The sequence below is a fragment of the Streptomyces sp. SID10853 genome, from assembly GCF_010548145.1.
Taxonomy (GTDB): domain Bacteria; phylum Actinomycetota; class Actinomycetes; order Streptomycetales; family Streptomycetaceae; genus Streptomyces.
Map to the genome: position 1 here is coordinate 96,904 of NZ_JAAGLN010000001.1, position 23,901 is coordinate 120,804.

At 69.5% G+C, this 23,901-nt stretch carries 23 protein-coding genes and 1 tRNA gene; 4 read left to right on the top strand and 20 right to left on the bottom strand.

Annotation, left to right across the window (positions count from 1 at the left end; translation table 11 throughout):
• Window positions 1–136 precede the first annotated feature (136 nt).
• The 17 genes from G3I19_RS00455 to G3I19_RS00535 all read right to left on the bottom strand — a co-directional run bounded on the left by G3I19_RS00455 (window position 137) and on the right by G3I19_RS00535 (window position 15,373).
• The gene (locus G3I19_RS00455) at window positions 137–790 is read right to left on the bottom strand and encodes a hypothetical protein (protein ID WP_203598947.1); all 654 of its coding nucleotides are present in this window, start codon (window positions 788–790) and stop codon (window positions 137–139) included.
• Window positions 791–833: 43 nt separating this feature from the next.
• A complete protein-coding gene (locus G3I19_RS38185) occupies window positions 834–1,385 on the bottom strand; it encodes a DUF6211 family protein (protein WP_343234938.1) in 552 nt (183 codons plus the stop codon).
• Window positions 1,315–1,920, bottom strand: a complete 606-nt coding sequence (locus G3I19_RS00465; RefSeq protein WP_164258175.1) for a DUF6349 family protein — start codon at window positions 1,918–1,920, stop codon at window positions 1,315–1,317. The genes G3I19_RS38185 and G3I19_RS00465 overlap by 71 nt, the downstream gene beginning before the upstream one ends.
• Entirely contained in the window at window positions 1,917–2,315 is a 399-nt protein-coding gene (locus tag G3I19_RS00470) for a DUF6181 family protein (RefSeq protein ID WP_164258176.1), read from the bottom strand. Before G3I19_RS00470 ends, G3I19_RS00465 begins: the two co-directional genes overlap by 4 nt.
• A gap of 44 nt (window positions 2,316–2,359) precedes the next feature.
• Window positions 2,360–2,788 (bottom strand): DUF6197 family protein, encoded by a 429-nt coding sequence (locus tag G3I19_RS00475; RefSeq protein ID WP_164258178.1) that lies wholly within the window; start codon window positions 2,786–2,788, stop codon window positions 2,360–2,362.
• Between the two features lie 61 nt (window positions 2,789–2,849).
• Complete coding sequence (locus tag G3I19_RS00480; protein ID WP_164258180.1) at window positions 2,850–3,500, bottom strand: hypothetical protein; 651 nt, start codon at window positions 3,498–3,500, stop codon at window positions 2,850–2,852.
• Between the two features lie 72 nt (window positions 3,501–3,572).
• Complete coding sequence (locus tag G3I19_RS00485; protein WP_164258182.1) at window positions 3,573–4,970, bottom strand: DUF3560 domain-containing protein; 1,398 nt, start codon at window positions 4,968–4,970, stop codon at window positions 3,573–3,575.
• Window positions 4,971–5,298: 328 nt separating this feature from the next.
• The gene (locus tag G3I19_RS00490; protein WP_164258184.1) at window positions 5,299–5,721 is read right to left on the bottom strand and encodes a DUF6409 family protein; all 423 of its coding nucleotides are present in this window, start codon (window positions 5,719–5,721) and stop codon (window positions 5,299–5,301) included.
• A 120-nt stretch (window positions 5,722–5,841) separates the two neighbouring features.
• The gene (locus tag G3I19_RS00495) at window positions 5,842–6,696 is read right to left on the bottom strand and encodes a hypothetical protein (RefSeq protein ID WP_164258186.1); all 855 of its coding nucleotides are present in this window, start codon (window positions 6,694–6,696) and stop codon (window positions 5,842–5,844) included.
• A gap of 124 nt (window positions 6,697–6,820) precedes the next feature.
• Window positions 6,821–7,180, bottom strand: a complete 360-nt coding sequence (locus G3I19_RS00500; RefSeq protein WP_164258189.1) for a hypothetical protein — start codon at window positions 7,178–7,180, stop codon at window positions 6,821–6,823.
• Window positions 7,181–7,240: 60 nt separating this feature from the next.
• A complete protein-coding gene (locus G3I19_RS00505; RefSeq protein WP_164258191.1) occupies window positions 7,241–7,873 on the bottom strand; it encodes a hypothetical protein in 633 nt (210 codons plus the stop codon).
• Between the two features lie 1,067 nt (window positions 7,874–8,940).
• Entirely contained in the window at window positions 8,941–10,041 is a 1,101-nt protein-coding gene (locus G3I19_RS00510) for a hypothetical protein (protein ID WP_164258193.1), read from the bottom strand.
• 342 nt (window positions 10,042–10,383) lie between these two features.
• Window positions 10,384–11,601: a hypothetical protein gene (locus G3I19_RS00515; RefSeq protein ID WP_239073857.1), complete on the bottom strand. Its 1,218-nt coding sequence runs from the start codon at window positions 11,599–11,601 to the stop codon at window positions 10,384–10,386.
• Between the two features lie 135 nt (window positions 11,602–11,736).
• The gene (locus G3I19_RS00520) at window positions 11,737–12,159 is read right to left on the bottom strand and encodes a hypothetical protein (protein WP_164258195.1); all 423 of its coding nucleotides are present in this window, start codon (window positions 12,157–12,159) and stop codon (window positions 11,737–11,739) included.
• A 66-nt stretch (window positions 12,160–12,225) separates the two neighbouring features.
• Window positions 12,226–14,001, bottom strand: coding sequence for a ParB N-terminal domain-containing protein (locus G3I19_RS00525; RefSeq protein ID WP_164258196.1), 1,776 nt, complete (start codon window positions 13,999–14,001; stop codon window positions 12,226–12,228).
• A 93-nt stretch (window positions 14,002–14,094) separates the two neighbouring features.
• Complete coding sequence (locus G3I19_RS00530; RefSeq protein WP_164258199.1) at window positions 14,095–14,559, bottom strand: DUF6197 family protein; 465 nt, start codon at window positions 14,557–14,559, stop codon at window positions 14,095–14,097.
• A 73-nt stretch (window positions 14,560–14,632) separates the two neighbouring features.
• The gene (locus G3I19_RS00535) at window positions 14,633–15,373 is read right to left on the bottom strand and encodes a DUF2786 domain-containing protein (RefSeq protein WP_164258201.1); all 741 of its coding nucleotides are present in this window, start codon (window positions 15,371–15,373) and stop codon (window positions 14,633–14,635) included.
• A gap of 540 nt (window positions 15,374–15,913) precedes the next feature.
• Here G3I19_RS00535 and G3I19_RS00540 point away from each other — a divergent pair.
• Together G3I19_RS00540 and G3I19_RS00545 are read left to right on the top strand one after the other, a co-directional pair.
• Entirely contained in the window at window positions 15,914–16,363 is a 450-nt protein-coding gene (locus G3I19_RS00540; RefSeq protein WP_164258203.1) for a hypothetical protein, read from the top strand.
• A gap of 190 nt (window positions 16,364–16,553) precedes the next feature.
• A complete protein-coding gene (locus G3I19_RS00545) occupies window positions 16,554–17,096 on the top strand; it encodes a GNAT family N-acetyltransferase (protein ID WP_164258205.1) in 543 nt (180 codons plus the stop codon).
• A 1,127-nt stretch (window positions 17,097–18,223) separates the two neighbouring features.
• Here the strand turns inward: G3I19_RS00545 and G3I19_RS00550 are convergent.
• Window positions 18,224–20,077, bottom strand: a complete 1,854-nt coding sequence (locus G3I19_RS00550; RefSeq protein WP_343234939.1) for a site-specific integrase — start codon at window positions 20,075–20,077, stop codon at window positions 18,224–18,226.
• 103 nt (window positions 20,078–20,180) lie between these two features.
• A tRNA-Ala gene (locus tag G3I19_RS00555) sits at window positions 20,181–20,253 on the bottom strand.
• A gap of 151 nt (window positions 20,254–20,404) precedes the next feature.
• Between G3I19_RS00555 and G3I19_RS00560 the strand changes: the two genes are divergently transcribed.
• Window positions 20,405–20,953 carry a DNA-binding protein gene (locus G3I19_RS00560; protein WP_164258207.1) on the top strand — a complete coding sequence of 183 codons (549 nt, stop codon included), beginning with the start codon at window positions 20,405–20,407 and terminating at the stop codon, window positions 20,951–20,953.
• 79 nt (window positions 20,954–21,032) lie between these two features.
• Window positions 21,033–22,376 carry a serine/threonine-protein kinase gene (locus tag G3I19_RS00565; protein WP_164258209.1) on the top strand — a complete coding sequence of 448 codons (1,344 nt, stop codon included), beginning with the start codon at window positions 21,033–21,035 and terminating at the stop codon, window positions 22,374–22,376.
• Between the two features lie 87 nt (window positions 22,377–22,463).
• Here G3I19_RS00565 and G3I19_RS00570 read toward each other — a convergent pair whose 3' ends face one another.
• A complete protein-coding gene (locus G3I19_RS00570; protein WP_164258211.1) occupies window positions 22,464–23,786 on the bottom strand; it encodes a hypothetical protein in 1,323 nt (440 codons plus the stop codon).
• Window positions 23,787–23,901 lie beyond the last annotated feature (115 nt).

The window sequence follows — 23,901 nt, forward strand, 5'->3', positions numbered from 1 at the left end:
GAGTAGCTTCTCGCACGGCTTCGTCCGTCCCGCACGTAGTGCAGATCCGTACGTCACGGTCGGCCGTGAGACGAGTCCGGGCCGGGCTTTCACCGATCGGCCCTCCACAGCGCGGGCAGCAGTTTTCGAGCACGGGTCACTCCTCGGGATGCTCGCGGGCGGACTTGAGGATCAGGTTCCAGACAGGCCGAGAGTAGGTCTTCTCTGTCTGCTGCTGAAGTCGAGGGATCAGGGTCGCGTTCGTGGCGCCGGGGTTCGCCGCGATGGCCTCTCGTGCGAGAGCGAGCCGCTCGTCCCCCTGGTACGGGTAGGCCAGGCCCCGGCGGCCCTTGGGCCGCCCGCCGGCGTGGCCACGACCTTTCCGGTTCGCGAGGTACTGCCACAGCCTCCAGCGCTTCCACTTCGGACGCCGCCGGGTCGGGAGCTCGTCCCAGTCGTCCGGTGCCGGCCACCCGTCGGGCGGGTTCTTGACGTAGTGGGAGACGGTGGCGGAGTCGGCGAACCCGCAGACTTTCGCCGCTTCGGCCGGGCCGACCATCTCTTCGGGGTCGCCGTCGAGCTTCGGCGAGTTCGTGGTGTTCGCGGCTGCGCGCTGTCGCTGAAGCTCATGGTGCCACGATGCCCAGACGTCGTCGTCCCAGTGCATGACGCCGTCGATGGTCTCCGCGACAGGCGGGTGACCGTTGTTCTCCCGGTCGGTCCAGAGGTTCTGAAGCGTGGACTCGCTGAGGCCGTGAGCTTGGCGCAGGTCCGCTCGTGAGTAGAGCGTGCGGCTGGTTTTTCTGGGCACGGTCGTCTCCTGTGTACTCGGGGTCGTGACCGCTCGGTGGGGGTCACTGGGTGTCGTCCGGATCCGGGGCCGGCGCCCATGTACGGCTGCCCGCCTTGTCGAGCCGGGTGAGGGTGGCGATGTCGGCCAGGGGAACGGCCGCGGCCCAGTCGGCGCGGCCGAGGTGACCGGTGGGGAGGTTGAGCACGACGTGCCGTCCGGTCGGGGGGAAGTCCTCAACAACCACGAAGCTGTCAGTGTGATCAGCACCGATGCTGTTACCCCTCTTGAGCTGGGCGATGTCGCCAGGCTGGGGACAGTCTGGGTGTCGGTCGCATATCATGATGTGGTCTTTCTGGTGAGAGAGACACCGACGGCCAGCGCCTTGTTGCCCTTGTGCGCTGGCCGTCATCTGTTGTCTGGGATGGTGCGGCGTCCGTGGGACGCGCTGCCGCCCGGAGGTTGCCCGCTCCGCTAACGGCGGAGTAATTAAACCACCTTTGCGTTGAGTGGGGGTGGGGCCCTGATCCGGAGGACCGCGGTCATCAGAAGAGGGCCCCCTGATCCGGGGGGCGGCGGCTCCTGCCGCTCGGTGGCCGGGCGACGTGAAGTTCATAGCGGGGGTGTCCCGCGTTCGGTGGAGCGTGAGCTTCGCGGCGGTACCGGCTCCAAGCCAGGACTGGGGCGCCCTGGTCGATCCAGCCTTCCGGGTACTGGGAGGTGAGCTGAGCCCAGCGGCTCCGGCTCTGCTTAACGGCCCATCGGTCCTCGACGATGGTGATCGGTGGCAGCGTCCGCCAGCCGGGGAATGCGTGGTCGTGGGCGTCCTCCACTGCCTCGTTGTCGCCGTCGCCGTATCCGCTACCGCGGTGAACGGGGCCTTCCCAGTCGCAGGCGAGACACCCGCCCCGGAACTGCTGCTCTTCCCGGCGGCCGGTCCATCGGCTGCGGGAGATCAGGGTCGGGGTGTGGTGTGCGGGCGGGTCCAGCTCGTGACCGAGGTCGCAGTAGGCGCCGCCGGGGTGTCCGGGCTGGATGTGCCACGCCTGCGCCGCGGTCTCGGGCCGGTGGCGGGTCCGCGCGTTGCGCACTCGCCAGTAGTACGTCTGCCGCGCCCGTGCCCCGCTCGGCTCGGCGACGGTGGCCGTCACGGTGTCCTGCTTCCGGCGGCGAGCACTTCGCGGAGGGGGTCCGCGAGCACGGCCTGTTCGTCGGGGGCATCGAGGAATCGCGGCCCGTACGCACGGCGCACGGCTCGGCGGGCGTCCTGGTGGCGATCAAGCTCCGGGTAGTACGGCGACCGGTCGAGCACTCCATAGCCGTGCTGGGTGAGCACATCGGCGATCACCGAGCGGACCCGTACGGGGTCGAGGGTGGAGAGGTCGGTTTCCCCGGGGGCCGCGAGGAGTACGCGGATCAGCTCGGTCGCGCTGAGCCGGGGGTGGAGGGGAACGCTGAGCCGGTGGACGCCGTCCCTGCTGGGGGTGGCAGCTCCTCGGCGGCTCGGCGTCCTGGTGGTGCTGCGGTCTTCTGTCGTCTCATCCATCGTGCTGGCCTTCGATGACTCGGGATGCTGGCGGGCGGTGAGGGTCAGAACGGGGCGCGTTCGGCGCGGGTGGCGGCGGTGCGGAACGCGCGGGCGGCGTCGGCGGCAGTATGTCCGGGCTCGGCGCTCCACCGGTCGAGGACCCGGCGGTGCAGGACCTTGGCGGCTGCCGGGTCGTCGGCGTCCACGGGGTGACCGGTGAGGGCTTCCGCGAGGAGGGCGAACGCCTCATCGCGTGCGCGGTCGATGCGGTCCCAGTCGTACGTCCGGCCGGCGGCTCCCCGCCCGTGTCCGGCGGCGACTTGGAGGGCGCCGCGCGGCCAGCACGGCAACGTGGCGGTGCGGCCGGGACCGTCGAACAGGCGCGGGCCCTGGTGGATGCCGACGTGTTCGATGTGGCGGGCGGCCCATTCCAGGATCGCGGTGGGGGCGTCAGCGATGACGATGCTCTCGGGGGTGTGGCGGGTCGGCACGGTGCTGTCCTTCGGGAGAGCCGGGGGCGGCGGCACGCTGCCGCCGCCTCCGGTCGGGCTGCTAGTGGTAGGCGGGGATCAGTCGGCGGACCTTGTCCTCCCCGATGCACCCGCCCTTGTGGCGGCGCGCGCTCGGCGGCTCCCCGTTGCGCCCGCGCAAGTGCGACCAGAACTTCAGGCCCTCCCAGCCACACAATTCACAGTGCAGGTACCAGTGGTTATCGCTGCCAGGGAACCCGGTGAGGACCGCCCGCCAGAAGTGGTCCCCCAGTCCCGCGAACGCGATCTCGGCGCCCTCGGTATTGCGGTAATTGACCGGCATCCGCGGGTGCAGGAGGGGCACCGGCCCGACCAGCGGCGTGGGGGCCTCGGCGAGGACCTGTCCCATAGGGACCGCGCCGATCCGACCGGCGGCGTACTCCTCGGCGAGATGCGCGGCGGCCATCTCGGTGCCCGGGGTCCCCTTGGCCGGGCGGCGAAGGTTGTGTTCGCCTGCGGTGGTGAGGACGAGCCAATCCCGGTGCCACCGGAAGGCGCGGCCGATGACCTGGTCTTCGCCGACGATCACGGGGTATCGGCACTGGATGTCGGGGGTGCCGACGCGGTACGTCGGGACGGTGGTGCCGCCGCCGGTCGCGGGGACGATGAGCCTGCCCATTTCGGTGTCGGGGACGGTGATGGTCGCGGGTCGTTCGAGGAGTTGCGTAGTCATGGTGGGGCCCTGTTCTGGTGAGAGAGGGGCCCGCCCCGGCGTGCTCGGCCGCCGGGGCGGGCGGGAGCGCGATTACGCGGCCTCGGCGTCCTGGGCCTGCGGGGCGGCGGTCCACTTACGGCGCGGGGTAATGCCCAACTCGGCGAGGAGGGGGGCGTGGCTGCCGTTGTCCGCCACCCATTCCCAGTCGGCGCCCTCGGTGCCCGGCCGGTCGGTCCAGGTGAGCATGTAGGAGCGGCCGGAGGTGCGGGGGTCGCCACACACGGCCTGCGCTTCGCGGCGGGTCATCGCCCACAAGGCGCGCTTGCGACGGCGCGGGGAGTTCTTCGAGGCAATCAGCACCAGCGCCATGCCGTCCAACCAGCTCGCCCCCACGGCGGGGGCCGCTGCTGCGGTCGGCTCCCCGACCGGTACAGGTTCCTCGACCGCCGGGGACTGCTCGGCGATCTCCTGCGGTTCGGCGCCCGGGGCCTGGGGCGGCTGCTGCATCTCGTCGGCGCTCTTACGCCCGGATACGTCGTCGTAGGCGGCGGTCCATGTCCAGTCGTCGTACTGGTTGCCGGTGGCGCGGACGATGCTCCTGCCGGGGCTGTTGTGGATGTGCGGGATGGTCACGGACTTCGGGTTGACCCGCAGGACCTCGTACCAGGTTCCGCGGTAGAGAACGAAGTCCCCGCGCTTGAAGTCGGCCCGCGACCAGATCTTGAAGCCCTCGGCTTCGGCGTCCTTGATGACCTTCTCCCAGTGGGCGATCTCCTCAGTCAGCTCCTGGTGCTCGATCTCCAGCTCCGGGTCTGCCGGGTTCCGGGAGAACCCCTTGGCGGACTGGCCGCGCTGCCACTTCTCGACCGCGCGGAGGTCGGCCCGCAGCTTGTCGAGACGGCGGAGCGTGCGGCCTGGGTCCTTCCTGAACTGCTGGTAGTTCGCGGCGGCCTGCGCCCGGCCGGTCCAGTGGGAGGCGCGGTCGCTGCCGCTGATGCTCTTGTGCATCGCGTCGTCCATCCGTGCGTGATCGCGGCGGGCGCGGCCCTCGGAATGGTGACCGACGAGGATCGGCTGACCGAAGGCGAACCGCTCGGATATGTCGTGGCTCTGCTTCCACGCAGCCTCGGAGGACTGGGCGGCGTTGGCGGCGTACTCCCCGAACCGTTCGGCGCGGCCTTCGGCCTCCTCCTTTCGCTCCTGTTCGGCCTCGCTGAAGCTCCGGCGGTCGGAGTTGTCGATGGTCAACGTGACCTCGAAGCCTGCGTCTCGGAGTCGCTGGGCGAGGCGTTCGAGCGAGGGGGTGTAGGTGGCGTGGTCGCGGCTGTGGGGGAGGTACCAGCAGTCGAGGTTCCTGCTCCAGCGGAAGGGCTGGCGCTGGGTGCGGCCGTACTCACGGAGTCGCAGGATCTCGGCCGATCCGTCGCCTCGGCTGGTCCCCTCGATCAGGGTTCCTTCTCGGCGGGTGTGGGTGATCTCGATAGTCATTGAACTGGTCTTTTCTGGTGAGAGTTTGTGGTCCGCAGGGCGGACCGTGCGTTGGCAGCGGTGCTGCACCACCGGCGTGGGCCGTGAGGGACGATCGGCTCGCGGGTCGTCGCGCCTGCGCGGCGACAGGGGCAGTCGCGCCCCCGCGGGGCGCGTCCGCTGCGGTCCGGTGCCCGTCGTCGGTCGGCGGAGCCGCCTGCGGCGGAGTCGGCCGGCGGCGGTGAACGCACCGGACCTGTCCTGCCGCCCCGAAGGGGTGTCCGCTGGGGGTGCTCGGGGGCCTGCCGGTCCGGAGGGTTGCCCTCCCCCGGACCGGCGGGCCTGGTTGTCAGCTGCGGTGGAGCGTGTGGCGGGCGGCCGGGTCGGCGTCGGCAAGGCCGGTCCGCTCGCGCCATGCCTGGCGGACGGCGGTGCGGAGCGCGTCCCCGTCGTCGTAGGCGAACCGGCCCCGGCGCAGACCGCACACGATGTCGCGGAAGACGTCCGGGTTCATCGTGGTGAGCGTGTCGTCCAGCGGGGTCAGCTCGTGCGGGTGCATCGCCTGGACGCTGTCGCCGGGCTCCGGGGCACCGAGGGTGAAGAACCAGACCACGGACATGGTGGCCTCGTCCGCGAACTCCGGACCGCCGAAGGGACCGACGACGACGGCGGGGCGGGTGTCCTGCTGGTGGCCCCGGTGCCACGGTCCGGCGATCACGAGCGTGGCGGTGGGGAAGTCGCGGACGGTGGGCTTCTGGTCGGTGGTGAGCATGTCGAATCCCTGTCTGGTGAGAGGTTCCGCCGGGGCCGGTCGGCCCCGGCGGGGGGGTCGGTCGGGGGGTTGCCCTCCCCCTTCCGACACCATTAATTAAACCATGTTCTTGGGTTCGGGTCAACCGGTCACGGCAAGTTCGCGGCGGCGCTCGGCGGCGGCCCGGACTGTGCTTGCGATGGCGCGGCCGGTCTCGATGGCCCGTACGGCGGCCTCATGAACCGGGGGCTTCTTGCCATCAGTGATGATGCCCGCGAGCGGCGGCATGACGGCGGGGCCGGGAGCGATTCCGAGGATGAGCGCGGCGACGTGGGCGGCGGACGCAACTTCCGCTTCGCGCTGCCCGTACACGGGTGCGTCAAGTTCGCTGATGCGCCGAAGCGCGGAGTTGTAGAGGTGGAGGCGGACGGCGTAGTCGCACTCCCCGTCGGCGTCGGGCACGCCGTCGGCTCCGGAGATGGCGGCCCAGACTTCTTCGACGGTGAACCGCGCGGGCGTGGGCGGCTCGTAGTCGTCCCCGTCGGTCTGGCTGATGTCGAAAACCGGTCCGGCCTTAAAGCCGGACACCTTGCGCGACTCGCCCTCGGCGGTCTCGGCGGCGGTCTCCCGATGCCCGCCGTCGGCGGGTGCGGCCGTGGCCTCCTGGCCACCCTCGGGCCGCCGCTTGATGGGCGTCCAGATGCGGAGCGAGGTGGAGCCCTTGGTCGGGAAGCGTCCGACCTTCCGCCAGTCGCCGGAGCTGAGTATGTGGGTGGCGTTGGGATGCTGAGCGGCGACGGCAATGCAGTTGGTGGGGCTGCGGTCGTCGCGGTCAGTGTGGGTGAGGTTCGCGGCCGTGCGCATGACGGCGGCCCAGAAGTCTTCGCTGCTGACCATCGCGCCGTACGCACGATCCATGACGGCTTCTAGTTCGCCGCGCATCTTGACGGAGTAGGCCCGGCGCTCTTCGTCGGTCATCTTCGGCTTACGGGGCATGTCGCGGTCCTCCTGGTGAGATGGACGTCCGGGGCCGGCTGGCCCTCGGGGCGTCGATCGGGGGGTTGCCCTCCCCCTTCCGACACCATTAATTAAACCATGTTCTAGGGTGATCGGCAACCCCCTAAATCCAGTACAACCCTGCTTCGTTGCTCACGGCGCGGTATGCGGCTATGACCTCGTCCTCTATTCGCGTCCAGCGTTCGAGGATATCGGGGGCGGTCTTCTTGTCGCTGGCCGCGCGCGTGGCCCTGCGCCATTCAATGGCGATTTTGAGCGTGCGGAGTTGGGAGCGGGTGAGTTCCCATCGGCCGGAATCTGGCAGCTCGTTACCGTAGGCCATCCCAACGGCGTTGTTGATGTGCTCGGTACCGGACCACACAATGTGTGTGGACTGGAGCGCAAGGGCGCGCTTAAGGGTGCACCTGAGGTGCGGGGCCTGCACGATCCATTGCGGTTCGATGACGAATATGTCGGCGCTCATCCTGGGCCTTTCTGGGGAGGGCAGCGCGCTGGGTCGCGCGCCGCCGTAACGCACGGGGAGTTAGAGGGCGTATCCGTCGACGTATTGGCCGCGCTCCCCCTCGGGGGTCTGGACGTGGGGAAGGAATCGGCTCACCGCGAATACGACGGCGTCGGCAATGATTCGGGGTGCGTCGTTGAGTACGAGACTCACGGTGTCGCCGTCGAGCCCGATACGGACTTCGCCCGGTTCAAGATTCATGTAGACATGGGCGGTTGTGCCGTCGATTCGGGTTCGCGCTCCGGGGAGTCGGGCGGAGAGTTCGCGGGCGGCTTCCTCGACGTCCCGGCGCATTGCGGCCTGCGCGCGGTTGTGTTCCTTCACGCGCTCGTGAACGTCACGGTGCACGGGGATGAGATCGGCGGCGATCTGGGCCGCGATGTCCGCCGGGTCCTCGGTCATGGCGACTCGGACCGTGTCGCGCTCGCCCCTGCGGAAACCGTAGTCGGTGGCGGGGAATGCGCCCCGGATGTGCAGGTGTCCGGGGTCATCGAACCGCTCGGAGAGGTGGAGCTGTCGGCCGTCCAGGTGCGTGAACGTGGCGGCGTGGTCCAGCTCCTGGAGGCCGTGGCGCGCGGGCTGCGGTCGCCAGTTCCCGCCGAGTTCGAGGGCGATCGGGTGGGACAGTTCTGCGACGGTGAGAGGCATATTCATTGGTCGTTCTCCTGGCGGAAGAGTTGGCGGCGGCCGGTCGGCCTGCCTGGTAGATGACGGGGCGTTGCCCTCCCCGCCCGACTATTCTGATTCGACCGTTACTGAGCACTGGTGCCCGAAAATGACCTTGAGCATGGAATCGACGTAGGGCACATCGCCACTTATTCGGGCCTTCAGCCCACATCGACCGCACTCGTAATTGACACTCAGAGCGTTAGGCCGGATCGCGTCAGCGAACCGAGTAAAAGCTGCTTTAACCGTCTTCATTTCCAACACCTTCTGGTGAGAGTGAGTGTCGGCGGCCGGTCGGCCTGCCGTGTGCCGGTCGGGGGTTGCCCTCCCCTTCCGACATCACTAATTAAACCACGTTCTAGCGGGTGGCGCAACCCGGACATGGGCCCTGACCTGCTCTTTCCTCGTTCCGCCGACCCGCACTCACCCGGCCGGGCCGCGCCCACCACGAGCCTGGGCGGGGTTCCCTCCTCGGTCGGACAGCTCCGCCGTATCAGGGTTCCGGGCGCGGTGTCCTGGCTCGCGCAGCGACCGCGAAGCGGCTCGGCCTGGACTCCGCGCCCGGGTTCCTGATACGCCCCCCGGGTGTCCGGCCGAGGAGGGAACCCCGCCTCCACCACCCGCACCACAACGAACCCGCACCCAACCAACCAGCCCCCACCCCCTCCGAGTAGGACCCGCCGGAGGCAGCCCTTCCACCCCGCCGGCACCCACCGAATCGGCGGGCATCAACTCCGAGCGGATCAGGAGGCGGTTCGCCCTGGCCGTCCACCATGCAGAGCAGCCCAGCCCGCGGACCGCTGACCTTGCCAGTGGGAGTGGAACACCACGGTCGCCGACAGGTGAATGAGCCTTCTGCGGAGCGCGGTGGACGGATGCACGGCGAGCTGCCGGTAGGTGGCGTGCCAGTCGTCTCGGGCACGGTCGAGATCAGGAGGAGTCGTCCGTTGCATGGCCCTAATTCCATCATGTGTTCGATTTAGTGGGCACGTCGATCTTGCTGAGTGTCCGGGAGGTCGAGCAGCATGCGCCCGGATCGGTCACCACGCCCGTCGTCACCACAAGGCGGGCTGCACGGCGGTGTGCCGGTGCAGGGGCAGGATGAGCCGGACGGGCGGGCTCGTGACGGAGTTCACCGCGGGGTGCGCGCCGGGGCAGTGGCCGCCCTCGTCCTCCCATCGGTCGACGGTGTCGCGCTCGGCGCGGGCCCGCTGTTCGGTGAGCGTGACCGGCTTTCGGTACAGGTTCCGGGCGCTGGAGTCGAGCGGCGGGAGCGCGCGGGCTGCTGCCTTCTGGTCGTCACGGCGCTTGTGGCGCCGCCGTACCCGGGCGAACCGCGACTCGTAGGCGGCCTGTTCGCTGTCGTGGAGTCCGGCGGGGTGGAGCCGGGCCAGCTCAAGGGCGACCTGCCCCATCGGGCTGGGGGTCAGTACGCGAGTGCCGTCGTCCTGGCGGACGGCGACGAGGAACCGCGCGGCGAACAGGGCCTCGGTCCGGTCGCGGCTGACCCGCCGGCCACCGGACCACAGGCCGCGCCGGGCCGCCTGCCGGGCCGCCCCCTCTCGCCAGTACAGGCGCCCGGACTCGGCGGCCTCCAGCACACGGACGTGCCCCGCCGTCCAACCGAGTTCGGCAACGTGGCCTTCGGCGAGATACCGGTTCCTCACCGCCCGGTCCCGGTTGTCCGCGTCCATGCCGGTGGCCGCGCGCTCCTCGGCCTCCCGCTCGGCCTCTTCCCGGCGCCGTTCGGTCTCCCGCTCGGCGTACTCGCCCGCCGTCAGCTTCCGCTCCAGCTCGGCCCGCAGATCCGCGGCCGTCGTCGCGGCTCCGGCGGCCGACTGCGCCCGAACAGCGTGGCCGACGGCCTCACGGGCGCAGTACGAGGGGGCACTGCTCGGCATGGTGGGGTCGTCGGCGTACTGCTCGGCGCGGTCGGCCCACCTCTCGGCTTCGACGGCTTCCTTGTGGGCCGCGTGCATGGCCGCCTCCAGCCTGGCGGCGGCTCCGGATCGGCTGCGGCACATGGCGGTCATGGCGTCGTCGGCTGCGGTGACGGCGAGGATCGCGGCCTGCCGGGCGACCTGGATGCAGGTCTGCGGAGACGGGTCTCCGGGGTGGGCGACCTCATGTTGGACGACGGGTACGTTCGCGGGCACGGGGGTGTTCCTCGGGATCGGTGGTGCGGTCGGCGGCGTGCCGTACCGATGTCGGGGAGGTGCCGCCCGTCATCGTGCGGAGCGCGATGGACAGTGCCGTCGTGCCCGAAGGGCACGCCCTTGGGCCCGGCGTCCGGACGGGACGGGAGGGCCGCCCGCGGCCCGGACGTTCCGGCCGGCTGCGAGCCGGGCCGGGCTGAGCCGTCCCGCAGGGACGCCCTTTGTACGGGGCCCGATGTCCGGTACCCGGCCGCCGACGCGGCGGTTCCGGACGACGGTGGGCGCTGCGTGGGGTGGGCGGCTCGATGCCGCCCACCCCACGGCCCGGCGGCCGGGCTCCTGCTACGCGGCGACCGGTTCGCGTGCGGCAACCCGGCACCGGGTGAGCACGGTCTGTGCGGTCTCGCCGTAGATGGAGTGGTCCTTGACCGTGCCGGTCAGCTCGACCTCGTCGCCCTGGTCGGGGACCGTCCCGGCGCTGCTGAACCACACGAACACGTTGCCGCTCGGGTCCTGGAACTTCACCAACCTGCGGCGCTGGGTGTGGTAGCCGTACGTCCGGCCCTCCAGCTCGATCACAGTGGTGACGGTGGCGGTGGTGTTGATCCGCTCGCCCACCGTGCCCTGCGGCTTGCTGTTCTGGGCGGCCCGCTCGGCGGCTTCCTTCTCTTGGTCGCGGTACCAACCCGCGATGGCGGACACGAGCGTCGGGAGGTGGCGCGGATCGACGGTCTCACCCTTGGCGAGTTGCCCCACCTTGTGGCGGTAGTCGGAGAGGCTGCCGTATCCCTGGACGGCCCATGCCCGGACGGCGGCGGCGGTGGTCGGCGCGTCGGGGTCGGTGTCGATGGCGTCCTTCCACTCCTGCGGGGCCTTGCGGTCGAAGAAGTACCCTTCGACGCCGTCGGCGGTCGGAGACGCGTCCTTCCACTGCTCGGACCGGCTGTAGAACCGGCCCTCCTCCTTGACGATGGCGGCGGTCACCCGCAGGACCTCGATCACCGGGACGCGGAGGTCGGCCGGGATGCCGCCCCCCTCGCCGTCCCAATCGGAGTCCTTCAGCGTGCCGAACCGCCACAGGGCCTCAAGTCCCTTGATCGGCAGACCGGTGTACGGCTCGACGCACGTCGTGCCCAACTGCCGCATCTCGCCGTTCTCGTGGCGGGCAAGGTAGGTGGCGGTGCGGTGCCGGGCGACGGCGCACCCGTGGCAGAAGTTCTCGATGGCGCGGTACTGGCGCGCGGCCTCGGCGTCCTGCTCGGGCAGACCGGGGAACAGGCTGGTGATCGTCTCGCCCTCCTCGTCGTGGTCCAGGCGGGCGATGACGGTCCAGCCGTGGTGACGGGGGATGTCGCCGGAGATCGTCACGGTGACGGTGGGGCGCTTGCCGATCACGCGGCCGTCAAGGTCGCGGTAGTCGGCAAGGAACGGCTCGGAGATGTCGAGCGCGTACGCGCTGAGGTGGTGGACAGCGGCGCGGGCGTTGGTGGCCTCGACAAGCTGACGGACGCGGGACTGAGCGGTCGCGGGGATGGAAAACCGCATGGCTGCGCTGGTCATCGTGGGTACTCCTGCTGGTGAGAGAGGAATCGCGGGCCCGGCCGGGCGGGTTGCCCTCCGCGTTCGGCCGGTCTCGGGCCGACTGGCGGCCCGTCGTGTCGGAGGAGGGTTGCCCTCCCCCTCCGACACCATTAATTAAACCATGTCTTGGGGTGTGGGGCAAGCATCCCGGCCGGGGATGGCGAGTGCGGCGCGGTCACGCAGGAACGCGGCGAACAGGGCGGCGGTGTAGCTGTCGGCGGTGCCGTACGTGCGGCGGCAGTCCAGTGCGCCGATGCGCTCGCCCCGGTGGTGGACGGGGAACGCTGCGCCGGGGGCGGGGATGGCGAGCGCGTACAATCCGCGCGGCGTGTCCACGCGCAGGACGACGGCAGCGGCCTGGTGGTCGTAGGCGGCGGACCAGCGGCGGGGCCCGATGCCGAACTCTGCGAGTCCACCCGCGATGGCGCGGACCTGCATGATGTCGGCGGCGGTACCGGGGTCGGGCTCGGCGGGGGCGGGAACGCATCCGCAACCGTGGTCGTCGGCGTGGGTCTCGGGCAGAGCTGTACGGGTCACTGTGGGGCTCCTGGGGTGACCGGGGGCGGGAGGGTTCCCGCCCCCGGCATCGGGCGGCTGAGGTGGTTAGGCGGCGGCTTCGTCGTCGCTGTCGCTGGCCGGGTCGTCGACCTCCTCGGCCTCCGGCTCGCCCGTCTCCTCGTCGGTGCCGGGCTCCTGCTCGGCCTCCGGCTCACCGCCCGCCGTGATCGCGCGGGGCTTCTTCTTCGACGGGTCGTAGGGCTCCCCGTCCACGACCGACTGCTCAATGGGCGTGAGCGGGTACCCGAGGGACGCGAGCACCTGGAACCACCTGCCGGTGGGCTTCCGGGTCCACGGGGCGTGCTGGCTGTCCGTCCTCCACGCGGAACGGTTCGCACACTTCTCCCGGACGGCGGCGATGGCGGCGAACTGGAGCTGCGGGGCCCTGCGGGGGTCCTTGGCAACGTGCCCGGCGAAGCTGCCCCGGTCCTTGGCCTGCTCGGTGCTCAGCCCCAGGAAGGCGGCCAGGATCTCGGTCGTCGGCTCCTTGACCAGCTCGTCAAGTCCCCAACTGCCGTTCAACAGGGCATTGTTCACGTGCCCGATCAGAGTGTTGGTGGTGGCCTTCGGGAGGTTGCGCCGCTTGATCAGGTCAGTGATCCACTTCCGGCGCAGGGCTTCGGCCGCGTCCCAGTCGATGTTCCCCTTCTTGACGGCGGCGCGGGCGGCGCGCTCGGCCTCCACCTCGGCGGCGGTCTTCGTGCCGCTGCTGCCGCTGCTGCCCTCGGGCACCGTGTGCCCGTACAGGCCGGGGGCTGAGCAGTAGGGCTCGTACCGGTCTGCCCGCCGCTCATCGAACACCCACACCAGACCCTTGCACTCGGCGTGCTCCTCGGTGCTGATGCCGCGCAGTCGCCATACGGGCATGGCGCGCTCGGACAGTTCGTCGGCGTCCCTGATCTTCTGCCCGGCCGCCTCCAGCTCGGCGCGGTGGGCCTCGGCCTTCGTCCGCTTGTCGCGCTTGGTCCGCTCGACGGCGATGGCCCAGTCAACGTCTCCCTCGTCGGCGTCGTCGTCGGCGGCGGCCTCGGTGATCGCGGCGAGCGCTTCGGCGTCGTCCGCGAACTCCGACAGCGCGGCCAAGTGCTCGAACGTCCACTCGTAGCTGCTCGCGCCGCTGACGGCGGCCGACAGCTTCTCGTCGGACCGGACCTTGACCAGCGTCTTGACGTCCTTCTGCCGCACGCCTGCGGCCTTGGCGATGCGGCCCACCTGCGCGCCCGCTTCGGCCGCGCTGAACATCGCCTGGTTCATCTCGGAAGTGCTCAGGCTCTTGCGGTGCTGAGCGGTCGTGATCATGTCGAGGAACTGGCCCGCCGCGTCGCGGTCGTCGTCCTCCCACTCGTACGGCAGGTGGGTAAGACCCGCGTCCGTCGCGGCGTGGTAGCGGCGGTTTCCGTCGTTGACCTGGAGGACTCCGCCGTCGAGTCGCTGGATCTTGACGGGGATGCGGCACCCCTCGGTGCGGAGCGAATCCACGAACGGCGCACTGATATCCAGGTCTTCGCGGGCGTTCTTCGGGTGCGGGGTGAGCGCGTCGATCCGGATCACGGGGCGCGGGGTGACCGGCACGGTCTCCAGTCCTGCGGCGACGGCGGCGGCCAGCCGCTGGAACCCGTCGATGACCTGCGGCACGTCGCCGTGGGTGCGCACGACGTAAAGCGGCTCCTCGACGCCGTTGTCCTTCACGTCGGCCAGCAGATCGGCCGGGGCCTCGATGTCGCGGACGTTGCCGGGGTGCGCGGCCAGCTCGGCGACGGTGAGCGTCGGCCACGGGGCAGGGGCGGCCTGGACGCCGGCCTGGGTCTTGGTGTTCGTCATCGGTCCTTCTTCTTCCTGGTGAGAGTTGGTCGGGCCGTCCGGCCCGGTGGGGTGTCGGTCGGGGGGTTGCCCTCCCCCTTCCGACACCATTAATTAAACCATCTTCTTACGGGTGGGGCAACCGGGGGTGCTGTGATCGCCGTCACTCGGGTGCAGCGCTGCGGCGGCGCGGATCATCGCGGCGGCCTCGGCGGTGGTCCGCTCGGGTTCGTCCCCCCAGCACCACAGGAGAGTGCGCCGGTAGGCGTCCTCCGTGAGCTTGAGCTTTCGCCACCGGACGCCGGACACGGGGCGGCCGTTGGCGTGGTTGCTGAGCACCACAAGGGAGTCGGACAGGGCGCGTTGGAAGATGTCCCACGGTTCACCGCGTACGGACCAGCGGGGCCGGACGGAGCGCACGCCGCGTTCCCATGCGTGCAGCACGGTGCACGGGGCGCTGTCGCCCATACGGCCGGGCTGCCAGCGGTGGTCTCCCTGGTAGAGCCCGACCCGTGCGATGTGGTCGGCGGCGGCGGTGAGGATGCGGGCGGGGGTGGCCGGGGGCTTTCGTGTCGCCACGGTCATGCCTCCTGAGTTGGTCGCGGACTCGGCAGTCGGGGGGGCGGACGACCGCCCCCCGACCCTGGCGGGGCTACGCGGCTATGGACCCGGCCGAGGTGCGGCCGATCCGCTTACCGCCGATGTCGGCCCGGCTTCCCGCGACCCATCCGGCCCCGTACCCGTTGCCGGTCATGGTCGTGGTGCCACCCTTCCGTGAACGCGGGTATGCCTGCTGGTAGTTGCGGGAGACGACGGCCTTGCGGTCCGCGAGCACAAGGGCCGCGCTGCGGCCGGTGGCGCTGGTCTCACCCCTAGCCTCTTCGCGTGCGCCGCGCTCGGCCTCCTCGATGCGGTCGCCAACCCGATTGATGAAGCCGAGGAGCCAGGATCGACGCCAGGCACGCGCGCCCTGGCCCGGCGGGACCGCCTGAGCGGCAAGTCCGCTGTTCATCTGGAGCAGTAGAGAGGTGTAGAGCAGCTCGACGCGCTGAAGGTCGCTCGCGTACCCGAAGACGTGCACCCGGCGGGCCGGACCGCTGCCGTCCCGGCCAAGGTGAATGAGCTGGCATCCGAGAGCAAGCGCAATGCGGTTGATGAGGCGGACCCGCTCCATTGCCCAGGGGTTATCCAGAACGATCTTTCGATCCGCCGGGGCGTCACTGGCAGGGTTGGCGTCGTTGAGCATGGCCTGTTCGACGCCGTACTTCGCCATCATCTCGAACGCCCGCTTCCGGGCAAGCTCCGCCTCCGACTCCGGCGTACGGGGGTCCTCCGCCTTGGCGAGAAGGGCGCGGATGGTTTCGAGCTTCGCGGGGGCCTTCGTGGTGCTCACGTTCGTTCTCCTAGTGAGAGAGGTTGTCGGCGGCCGGTCGGCCTACCGGTGTCGGCCGGGGTGTTGCCCTCCCCTTCCGGCATCATTAATTAAACCACGTTCTAAGGATTGAGTCAACCCGGATATAGGCCCTGACCTGCTATTTTCCCGCACCACCGGCCCGCACCCGCTCGGCCGGGCCCGGCCACAACGGGCCTCGGCGGGGTTCCCTCCTCGGTCGGACAGCTCCGCCGTATCAGGGTTCCGGGCGCGGTGTCCTGGCTCGCGTAGCGACCGCGAAGCGGCTTGGCCTGGACGCCGTGTCCGGGTTCCTGGTACGCCCCTTGGGGTGTCCGGCCGAGGAGGGAACCCCGCCTTCACCACCCGCACCACGACGGCGCAGCACCTGACCGACCAGCCCCCACCCCCTCCGAGGAGGACCCGCCGGAGGCAGCCCTTCCGCCCCCGCTGGCACCCAATGAGCTGGGTTCGAGATGTCCGCGGACCTATGCCTACGGTGCGCGCGACGAGCAGTAGTTTCGAACAGAACTGGGGACACGTGTGAGCACCAATTCGGCAGGACCGATGAGCGCGTCGGAGCTACGGCGGCGGGTTCGCGCTGCTGAAGCGGTGAAGGCGAAGACGCGGGAGATGGCCGCCGAGAACGCGCTGACCGCGCGGGAGACTGCGGTGAAGGCGGCCAAGGCGAAGGAGGAGGCCGACGTCACGGCGCGGGAGGCTGCTGCGGTAGTCCTGCGGCTGTTCGACAACAACGCCGAGTTGGTCTCGGAACTGCTCGGCGTCCCGGCGGAGGAGCTGGAACGCGAGGCGAAGCCTGTTACCGCCGCTCGGGCGAAGGAGATCATCGAATCGCTGCGAGCCCGCGCCGAGCGACCCCGCTCCGCCCGACCCCGGAAGCCTCGGCCGGCTGGGGCAGAGACGTCTTCTCCAGCCTCGGGCACCCCGGCCCCGATCGTCGCGGCGGACAGCAGCCGGGCTGATGCCGCCTGAGAACGGCCTCGGGCCCGGCCTCTTCCCCCTCACGTCGGTGAACGGGGCCGGGCCCCACACGTTGACTAACAGCTTGCCCTCATCGGTGAGCCAACGACCGTGCGCATACCGGCCGTTGAGTGGCTGCTCTGGCTGGCCGATGAGTCCGTTCGGACCCGGTCATGTCAGAGGCCGATGCCATGATTCCGAGATGTCCACCGCCTCTCTCGTCTTTCAGCAGCTCACCTCACCGAACGAAGCCACACCAGTACTTCGACGAGCTCTCACCGAGTGCTGGATCGAGGTCACCAACGCCGGCGGCGCGGCAGGTTTCCCCTTCCCACCCGTCGACGCGGCCACCGTGACTCCGGCCCTGGATCGCATCGTCGACCTGCTCGCCCCCGACACCAACCGAATCCTCACGGTGACCACGGACGGGGAACTCGCGGGCTGGCTCAACGTCCGCCGCGATCGTTTCGAGGTGATCGCACACTGGGGAACCCTCCACCACGTTCAGACCCGCACCGCCCTTCGCGGACGCGGCTTCGGACGCGCTCTCACGAAGGAGGCGCGCAGAGTCGCCAGGGACGAGATGGGCCTGGAGCAACTGCACCTCGCCGCCCGTGGCGGTGTCGGCCTGGAGCACTTCTACGGGCGCCTCGGCTGGAAGGAAGTCGGCCGATGGCCTGGCGCCCTCCGGCTCGCAGCAGACGATGACCGCGACGAGATCCTTATGATCCTCGACCCGCTCTGAGTGATCCCGCAACGCAGTTGAACTGAACGGCAGACTTCTCCGTCACAGGTCAGGAGCTCCTCATGGACCCGCTCCCCTTCGAGGGCCTCTACGTGTCCCCTCGGGCCGTTCACCGCGACGAACAGCTCTCCCTGCTCGGAACACCGCAACCCGCTAGAGTGCCCGCCGAACTCTGGCGGTCTTGGCTCAGCGACACCTCCGTAGTCGAACGGTTCGAGGCGAAGCGCTACCGGCAAGCCGATGACGCATGCTGGCCCTGGACGGGAGCGGTCAGCTCGACCGGCCATGGGTCTTTCCGCGCGGCGAGCCTGCCCGGCAAGTCTCGCCGCGGCACCGTTCCCGCCCACTTGTTCGCCTTCCAGCTGTCGCACGGCGTCATACCCCGCCTGGGCTGGACCGGCACAGACGACCCCGTTCTCTGCCACCGTTGCGATTCCCACGGCTGCACCAACCCCGCCCACGTGAGATTGGGCACCAGCGCCGAGAACCGCACGGAGTGGGCACAGCGGCACCGCGATCCGGGCGGTCCTCTCGCGGATCTTCGCGGAGCCGCCGGACGCACCCGAGCGATTGCCGACGCGATCCGTGAAGGCCTCCGCCGAGGCGAGTCACCACAGCAGATCGAACAGCGCATCCAAGACGCCGAACGCCAGGGCCTCCCACTGACACTCTGGTGACACCCCAGCGAGTGAAAATCCAGAAGCCGCCCGACTCTCAACGACGTTGATCACCACGGCCACCGCGAAGGCCCTCGCCTCTTGGCACCACAGGGCGAACCGCTCTCATGAGAGTCCCGAACTCTGGGGAACACTTCAACCATTCGTGCCAGCAGCCGACGCATCTCAGGTTGGGCACGGCAGCGGAGAACCGGGCCGAATGGCTGGCCAGGCGCCGAGATCCTGGGAGCCCCTTGGCCGATCTCCGCGGCCCAGCTGGTCGCTCCCGGGCAATCGGCACAGCGATCCGCTCGGGGGTAGCAAACGGCTATTCCATGGGAAAGACCGCGGGCCGTATCCGAGCGGCAGTCGCCGCAGGACAGCCGCTCAGTCTCTGGTGATCACGTCTCCGCCGCGGTGACCGTGTCTATCCGCCCGGGGGTAACCCGCCCCCGGGCGACAGGGGGAGCGCTATGAGCCCGCGCTCTTCACCAGGTCGAGATACGGGCTTTGCCCACATATCTCTCGGGCCTTCTCACAGGAACTCTCGAAAGCCATTTGCACGGCTGCCTTACTGGTCCCTCGGACGTACGCCTCCGTCGTGGCTGCCGGACCCGGCCGGAATTCGGTGCGCATCTGTGCGGCCTTGTCGGTGTAGAGGTCGGTCTCGAACTCCCAGGCCCATCGGCTGGCCAACGGCTGGGGCTCATAGGACAGATCGCCATTTGGGCTGAAGGAGGCCATCTGGTGGTGAACGAACTGTCGGCCCGGCATCCGGGTCCAGACCTGACCGCCGCCTGTCCACCGTTCGCGTTCCTCCGGACCCGCAGCCAGGATCCGGTTAGCCAGTTGATCGGTCCAACCCTGGGCTCGCAGTTCCGCGATCCTTCCCGCACGGTCACCGTCCCATTGGTCTGCAACGTCCTGGGCGTGCTGCCGGTCGGCGAACGGTATCTCTCGGCCCGCCAGCGTGACGACGAAGACAGGGCCGGCTGTCCCACGTGGTTCCCCTTCGCTCATGTCTGTCCACGGGTCGGAGACAACCGCGCTCCGCTGGTACGGGACGGCGTCAGCGAGACCGGAGTGGAGCAGGAAGCCCGGCAGTGGCGCGGTCGGGTCCATGGCCCATTCAATGGCGGCCATGACCTCATCATCCAAGGCGTCCAGGAGGTGACCGTACCGGTCAACGGTGGTGGTGATGGACTCGTGCCCCAACCTGACCTGGATGGCCGGCAGCGGCACCTTCGCGGCGATCAACCACGACGCGTGCGAGTGCCGAAGGTCGTGGATCCTGGGCCGCTTGATCAGTCCGTACTTCTCCGCCGCGAGCTCGATAGCAGGGAGCCATCGCAAGCGACGAAAGGTTCCTGCATCCCATCGCCCGCCTTCTGGCCCGGTGTAAAGGAGATCGCCCCGCTTCAGCCCCTTGGCCCGGCGCTGGAGCTTCTCCCACAGACTCCACCTGATGACGAGCGTCCGGCGGGACTTCCTGGACTTCGGGGCGCCCATGTACGGCTGCCCGTCCTCGTTCCGCTTCCACGCACGCTGGACCCTGATGGCGGGACGTCCATTGCGACGCCTCAGGTCCCGAGGCTGGAGTGCAGTGGCCTCGCCCCAGCGGAACCCGGTTTCCGTGATCAGTTCCGCGAGCTCTTGGGCCTCAGGATCCACGCCAAGACATTCGTGGATCCATGCCCACTCGTCCCGTTCTAGGAAGACCGCCTCCTCCTCTTCCTCCTCGCCATCGAGACGGGGTAGGCGGGTCTTTGCGCATGGGTTGGAAGCCCGTAGCGACGGCTCAGCATCAACAGCAGATTGCAGGATCGCGGCCAGAAGCCCGTGCTGGTTCGAGATCGTCTTGGGCTTGTACTTGGTCCTGGAACTCCGGTCTGGGGGGTCCAGCGGTGCGACACGACCATTCTGAAGATCGTTGACCCAGTGCTGAACCATGTCCCGGATGATGCTGCCCTCGCCGTCCTCGACCGAGTACGGCTTGAACCACGGCGACATGTTGTTGACCACCAGCTTCTTGTACTTCGATCGGGTATCACCCTGAATACCCGTAAGCCGGTCGATGTAGGCCAAGGCGAAGGGTTCGAACATCGTTTCCGGCCTGCGCAGGTCGGCTATGAACCCTTGCCCTCGCACCCACCCAGGCGGCCACTGCTGCCCGTGTCCATTCACCAGATCGCGGAAGCGCTCAGCGGCTGTCTCGTCTTCGAAGACCTCTGACTCCTGCTTGGCGTTCCGACGCCCGCCGGCTCTCCACAGCACGGTGAAGCTCGCCGTTCCGTCCCTTTTTTCCCGCTTCTTGATTGATGCCACGAGGGGACCGTACGACAGGTCCGTGTTGACACGGTGTTGACGTTACAAACACGGAGAGGGCTCCTGCCCTACGTTTCCGCAGGTCAGGAGCCCTCGCGCGCTGTGGAGCCTAGGGGAGTCGAACCCCTGACATCTGCCATGCAAAGACAGCGCTCTACCAACTGAGCTAAGGCCCCGTAATGGGTTGGTGCGAGAACAAGAGTAGCGGGTCACAGGGGTGATCTCACAAAAGGATTGGGACTCCCGGTCAGTGACCGCTCTCCGTAGGATGCACGAGGAGGTTCGCGGCAGCGAAGCCGCCGCCTGGGGAAGCGATGGGGAGACGCAATGGACGCAGCACAACAAGAGGCAACCGCGAGAGCGAGAGACCTTCAGCGCAGTTGGTACGGAGAGCCGCTGGGGGCGCTCTTCCGTCGCCTCATCGATGATCTCGGCCTCAACCAGGCCCGTCTCGCCGCCGTACTCGGGCTGTCCGCGCCCATGCTCTCCCAGTTGATGAGTGGCCAGCGCGCCAAGATCGGAAACCCGGCCGTGGTCCAGCGGGTCCAGGCACTTCAGGAGCTTTCCCGCCTGGTCGCCGACGGAAGCGTCAGCGCGGGCGAGGCAACGGATCGGATGGAAGAGATCAAGAAGTCCCAGGGCGGCTCAGTCCTCTCCACCACCGGTCAGACCACGTCCACCACGGGCGCGCCGACCGTGCGCCGGGTGGTACGCGAGATCCAGTCACTGCTGCGCTCCGTATCAGCTGCGGGCGACATCATCGACGCCGCGAACTCCCTCGCCCCGACCCACCCCGAACTGGCAGAGTTCCTCAAGGTGTACGGCGCCGGGCGCACCGCGGAGGCGGTCTCGCACTACGAGGCACACCAGAGCTGAAGCCGGGGCCCGGCCGGCTGAACCCAGTCGGCCGTGGCTCAGCCAACAGGGGGGCGGGCACAGAGTATGGGTACAGCGCATGGGTGAGGTCTTCGCCGGTCGGTACGAGCTGGTGGACCCGATCGGACGCGGGGGTGTCGGGGCGGTCTGGCGTGCGTGGGACCACCGCAGACGCCGCTATGTGGCGGCCAAGGTCCTCCAGCAGAGCGACGCGCACACCCTGCTGCGCTTCGTACGTGAGCAGGCGCTGCGGATCGACCACCCCCATGTGCTCGCCCCTGCCAGCTGGGCCGCTGACGACGACCAGGTGCTGTTCACCATGGAACTGGTCAGCGGGGGCTCTCTCGTCCAAGTCGTCGGGGAGTACGGCCCGCTGCCGCCGCGGTTCGTCTGCACGCTGCTCGACCAGCTGCTGGCCGGGCTGGCTGCCGTCCACGCGGAAGGTGTCGTGCACCGTGACATCAAGCCGGCGAACATCCTGATGGAAGCCACCGGGACCGGGCGGCCGCATCTGCGGCTCTCCGACTTCGGCATCTCGATGCGCAAGGGCGAGCCGCGCCTCACCGAGAGCAACTATGTGGTGGGGACGCCCGGCTACTTCGCACCGGAGCAGATGCTGGGCGCGGAACCGGACTTCACCGCCGACCTGTTCGCGGTCGGGCTGGTCGCGCTGTATCTGCTCCAGGGCGCCCGGCCCGACTCCAGAGCGCTGGTGGAACACTTCGCCGCCCATGGAACGCCCGGCGCACCCCGGGGCATCCCCGAACCGCTGTGGCAGGTGCTCGCCGGCCTGCTCCAGCCGGATCCCCAGGCCCGGTTCCGTACGGCGAACGGCGCCCGTAAAGCGCTGGCCACGGCAGTGGAGCTGTTGCCCGAACCGGGGCCCGGCGAGCAGCCCGTCGAGGTCCGCGACCAGATCGGGCCGCTGCCCGGCGGATTCGGCCCCGAAGGGCCCGTGTCTCAGCAAGGGCCCGTGTCTCAGCCCCCGGTGCAGCAAGCGATGACCCAGCCGGGCATGCCTGCCCACCCGGCCCACCCGCAGACCGAGCAGCAGCCCGTACCCCACCCGCAGCAGCCGCAGCACCCGGCGATGTCGGAGACAGGCAGCTTCCACCTCGCCCCGCCTCCCCAGCCGACTGCCCCAGCACCGGCCCCGACGGCCGCAGCCGCCCCCACGGTTTCGCATCCGGCATCCCCCGTCCATGCTCAGACTCCTGCGCAGATTCCTGCTCAGCTCCCTGGTCAGGCCCTGTATGAACAGCCCCACACTGATAGGTACACCGCTCAGCCCTCGCAGGTTCCCACCCAGTCGGTACCAGTCCCGCGCACACGTCCGGGACCGCCCCCGAAGGTGACGGTCCCCGTCCTGGTCATCGCACTGATCTGCTTCGCGGTGGGCATCTGGGCGCTGACGCAGAGCTGATACGGAACTGCCCGGAGCTGACGGGAGCCTCCCGCGGCCGCCTCGCCCCGGGCCCGCGCGGCCTCGCCACAGCGCCGCCCAGCCGGGCTACCAGGCAGAAGGCGGCCGGTACTGCGGCGCGGACTGCCGTCCCGGCTCGTGGGCTCCCTGGGCCGGCACCGCTTCCGCGCGCCGCCTCGCGATCAGCGTCCACACGCCGAGCCCCAGCACCAGCACCGTGCCCGTACCTGTCCCCGCGATCCCGACCAGCCTCATGGCTCCGTGGCCCGTGCCCTCACCGGCTGACATCCCGTAGTGGGGCACAGCGCCCGCGTACGCCGGCGGGGGCCCCTCTGCGCCCTTGACGCTCATCCTCAGCGTCAGCCCGTACGCCTTCTCCCTGAAGCTCTTCGCAACGTCCGGGCTGAGGGTGACCGCGAAGTAGTAGTCACCCGCCATCCGCGCCCCGCTGACCTCTTCACTCGCGCTGTACCGGTTCCGGTACGCGACCGGTGGCAGCGGGTCCGGTGCGGCCGACTTCGGCTTCCCGTCATACGCCGTATAGCCCGTGGCGACCCCCGACCGGACCGGGTTGTACAACTCCACGTGAAGAGCATCGGCGACAAAGCCGCTGCCCGATGAGCTTCCGAGATCGGCGCTCGGAAAGAGCTGCTGCCCCCAGCCCACCGGCACCCGGTAGAAACGGGTCTGCCCGGGCTTGATCCGGTCGCCCCAGACCCCGGGCTTCAGGGCGGCGGCGTCATTGAATCCCGTCCCGCCCTTGATCGGCTGTGCCGTCCCCGAAGGCGGAACGGGCGATGCGGACGGCCAGCTGCTCGGCGCCTCCGTCGGACCCGCCGAGCCCGACGTCAGACCGGGTTCGGAATCGACACGTATCTCCAGCCCCCACTCATCCCGGGCAGAAGTCGCCTTGGTCGTCCTCTCGATCACCACGTAGTACGGCCCTGCCGACTGGCAGGAGGTGCCGTCCTTCTCGACAGTGCGCGTGGCGTGAGCGGCGATCGGCCGGGGGTACCCGGCGGAGCCGAACACCGCATCGTCGTCAGCGCCGCAGGAATCGCCTGTGAGGTCCTGGAGGGACACCTTGATGCCGTCGGTGTAGTCGACCTTCTCCTGCGCCCCCAGGCCCGGCACAGCCACTGCGGAGACGTAGGTATCGGACGTGGCGTCCAGCTCGACCTGGTAGTAGAGCTGGCCACCCGGCTTGATCGAGGAGCGGTAGGTCGACCCGGCCTTGAGCTGCTTCGCGTCGGTACTGGCCACAGCGCCCGCCACCGTCGTCGCATGCTGGTCGAAGACGTACGGATCGGACTCACCCGCCGCCGCTGCCTGGCCGGGCAACGCCCCTACCGAGCACACGGCCGCCACCGCGGCCAGCACGATCCGGCCCCTGCTGTGCAGCCCCTTCACCTGATTCCCCCGTTCTCCGCCCGGCAGCCAGGAGCCAGGCGGGCTCAAGCTCATATCTCGCGATCACCAGCGTCACAAGGGCCGCAGGGCCCACAAGCCACCACGGCGCTGAGCG

What these genes read in the sequence shown, in the direction of transcription:
- G3I19_RS00545 (WP_164258205.1), top strand. Translation starts at nt 16,554, where the DNA reads ATGTCCACCGCCTCTCTCGTCTTTCAGCAGCTCACCTCACCGAACGAA.
- G3I19_RS00490 (WP_164258184.1), bottom strand. Translation starts at nt 5,721, where the DNA reads ATGCTCACCACCGACCAGAAGCCCACCGTCCGCGACTTCCCCACCGCC.
- G3I19_RS00485 (WP_164258182.1), bottom strand. Translation starts at nt 4,970, where the DNA reads ATGACTATCGAGATCACCCACACCCGCCGAGAAGGAACCCTGATCGAG.
- G3I19_RS00500 (WP_164258189.1), bottom strand. Translation starts at nt 7,180, where the DNA reads ATGAGCGCCGACATATTCGTCATCGAACCGCAATGGATCGTGCAGGCC.
- G3I19_RS00470 (WP_164258176.1), bottom strand. Translation starts at nt 2,315, where the DNA reads ATGGATGAGACGACAGAAGACCGCAGCACCACCAGGACGCCGAGCCGC.
- G3I19_RS00505 (WP_164258191.1), bottom strand. Translation starts at nt 7,873, where the DNA reads ATGAATATGCCTCTCACCGTCGCAGAACTGTCCCACCCGATCGCCCTC.
- G3I19_RS00565 (WP_164258209.1), top strand. Translation starts at nt 21,033, where the DNA reads ATGGGTGAGGTCTTCGCCGGTCGGTACGAGCTGGTGGACCCGATCGGA.
- G3I19_RS38185 (WP_343234938.1), bottom strand. Translation starts at nt 1,385, where the DNA reads ATGAACTTCACGTCGCCCGGCCACCGAGCGGCAGGAGCCGCCGCCCCC.
- G3I19_RS00495 (WP_164258186.1), bottom strand. Translation starts at nt 6,696, where the DNA reads ATGCCCCGTAAGCCGAAGATGACCGACGAAGAGCGCCGGGCCTACTCC.
- G3I19_RS00525 (WP_164258196.1), bottom strand. Translation starts at nt 14,001, where the DNA reads ATGACGAACACCAAGACCCAGGCCGGCGTCCAGGCCGCCCCTGCCCCG.
- G3I19_RS00560 (WP_164258207.1), top strand. Translation starts at nt 20,405, where the DNA reads ATGGACGCAGCACAACAAGAGGCAACCGCGAGAGCGAGAGACCTTCAG.
- G3I19_RS00515 (WP_239073857.1), bottom strand. Translation starts at nt 11,601, where the DNA reads ATGACCAGCGCAGCCATGCGGTTTTCCATCCCCGCGACCGCTCAGTCC.
- G3I19_RS00480 (WP_164258180.1), bottom strand. Translation starts at nt 3,500, where the DNA reads ATGACTACGCAACTCCTCGAACGACCCGCGACCATCACCGTCCCCGAC.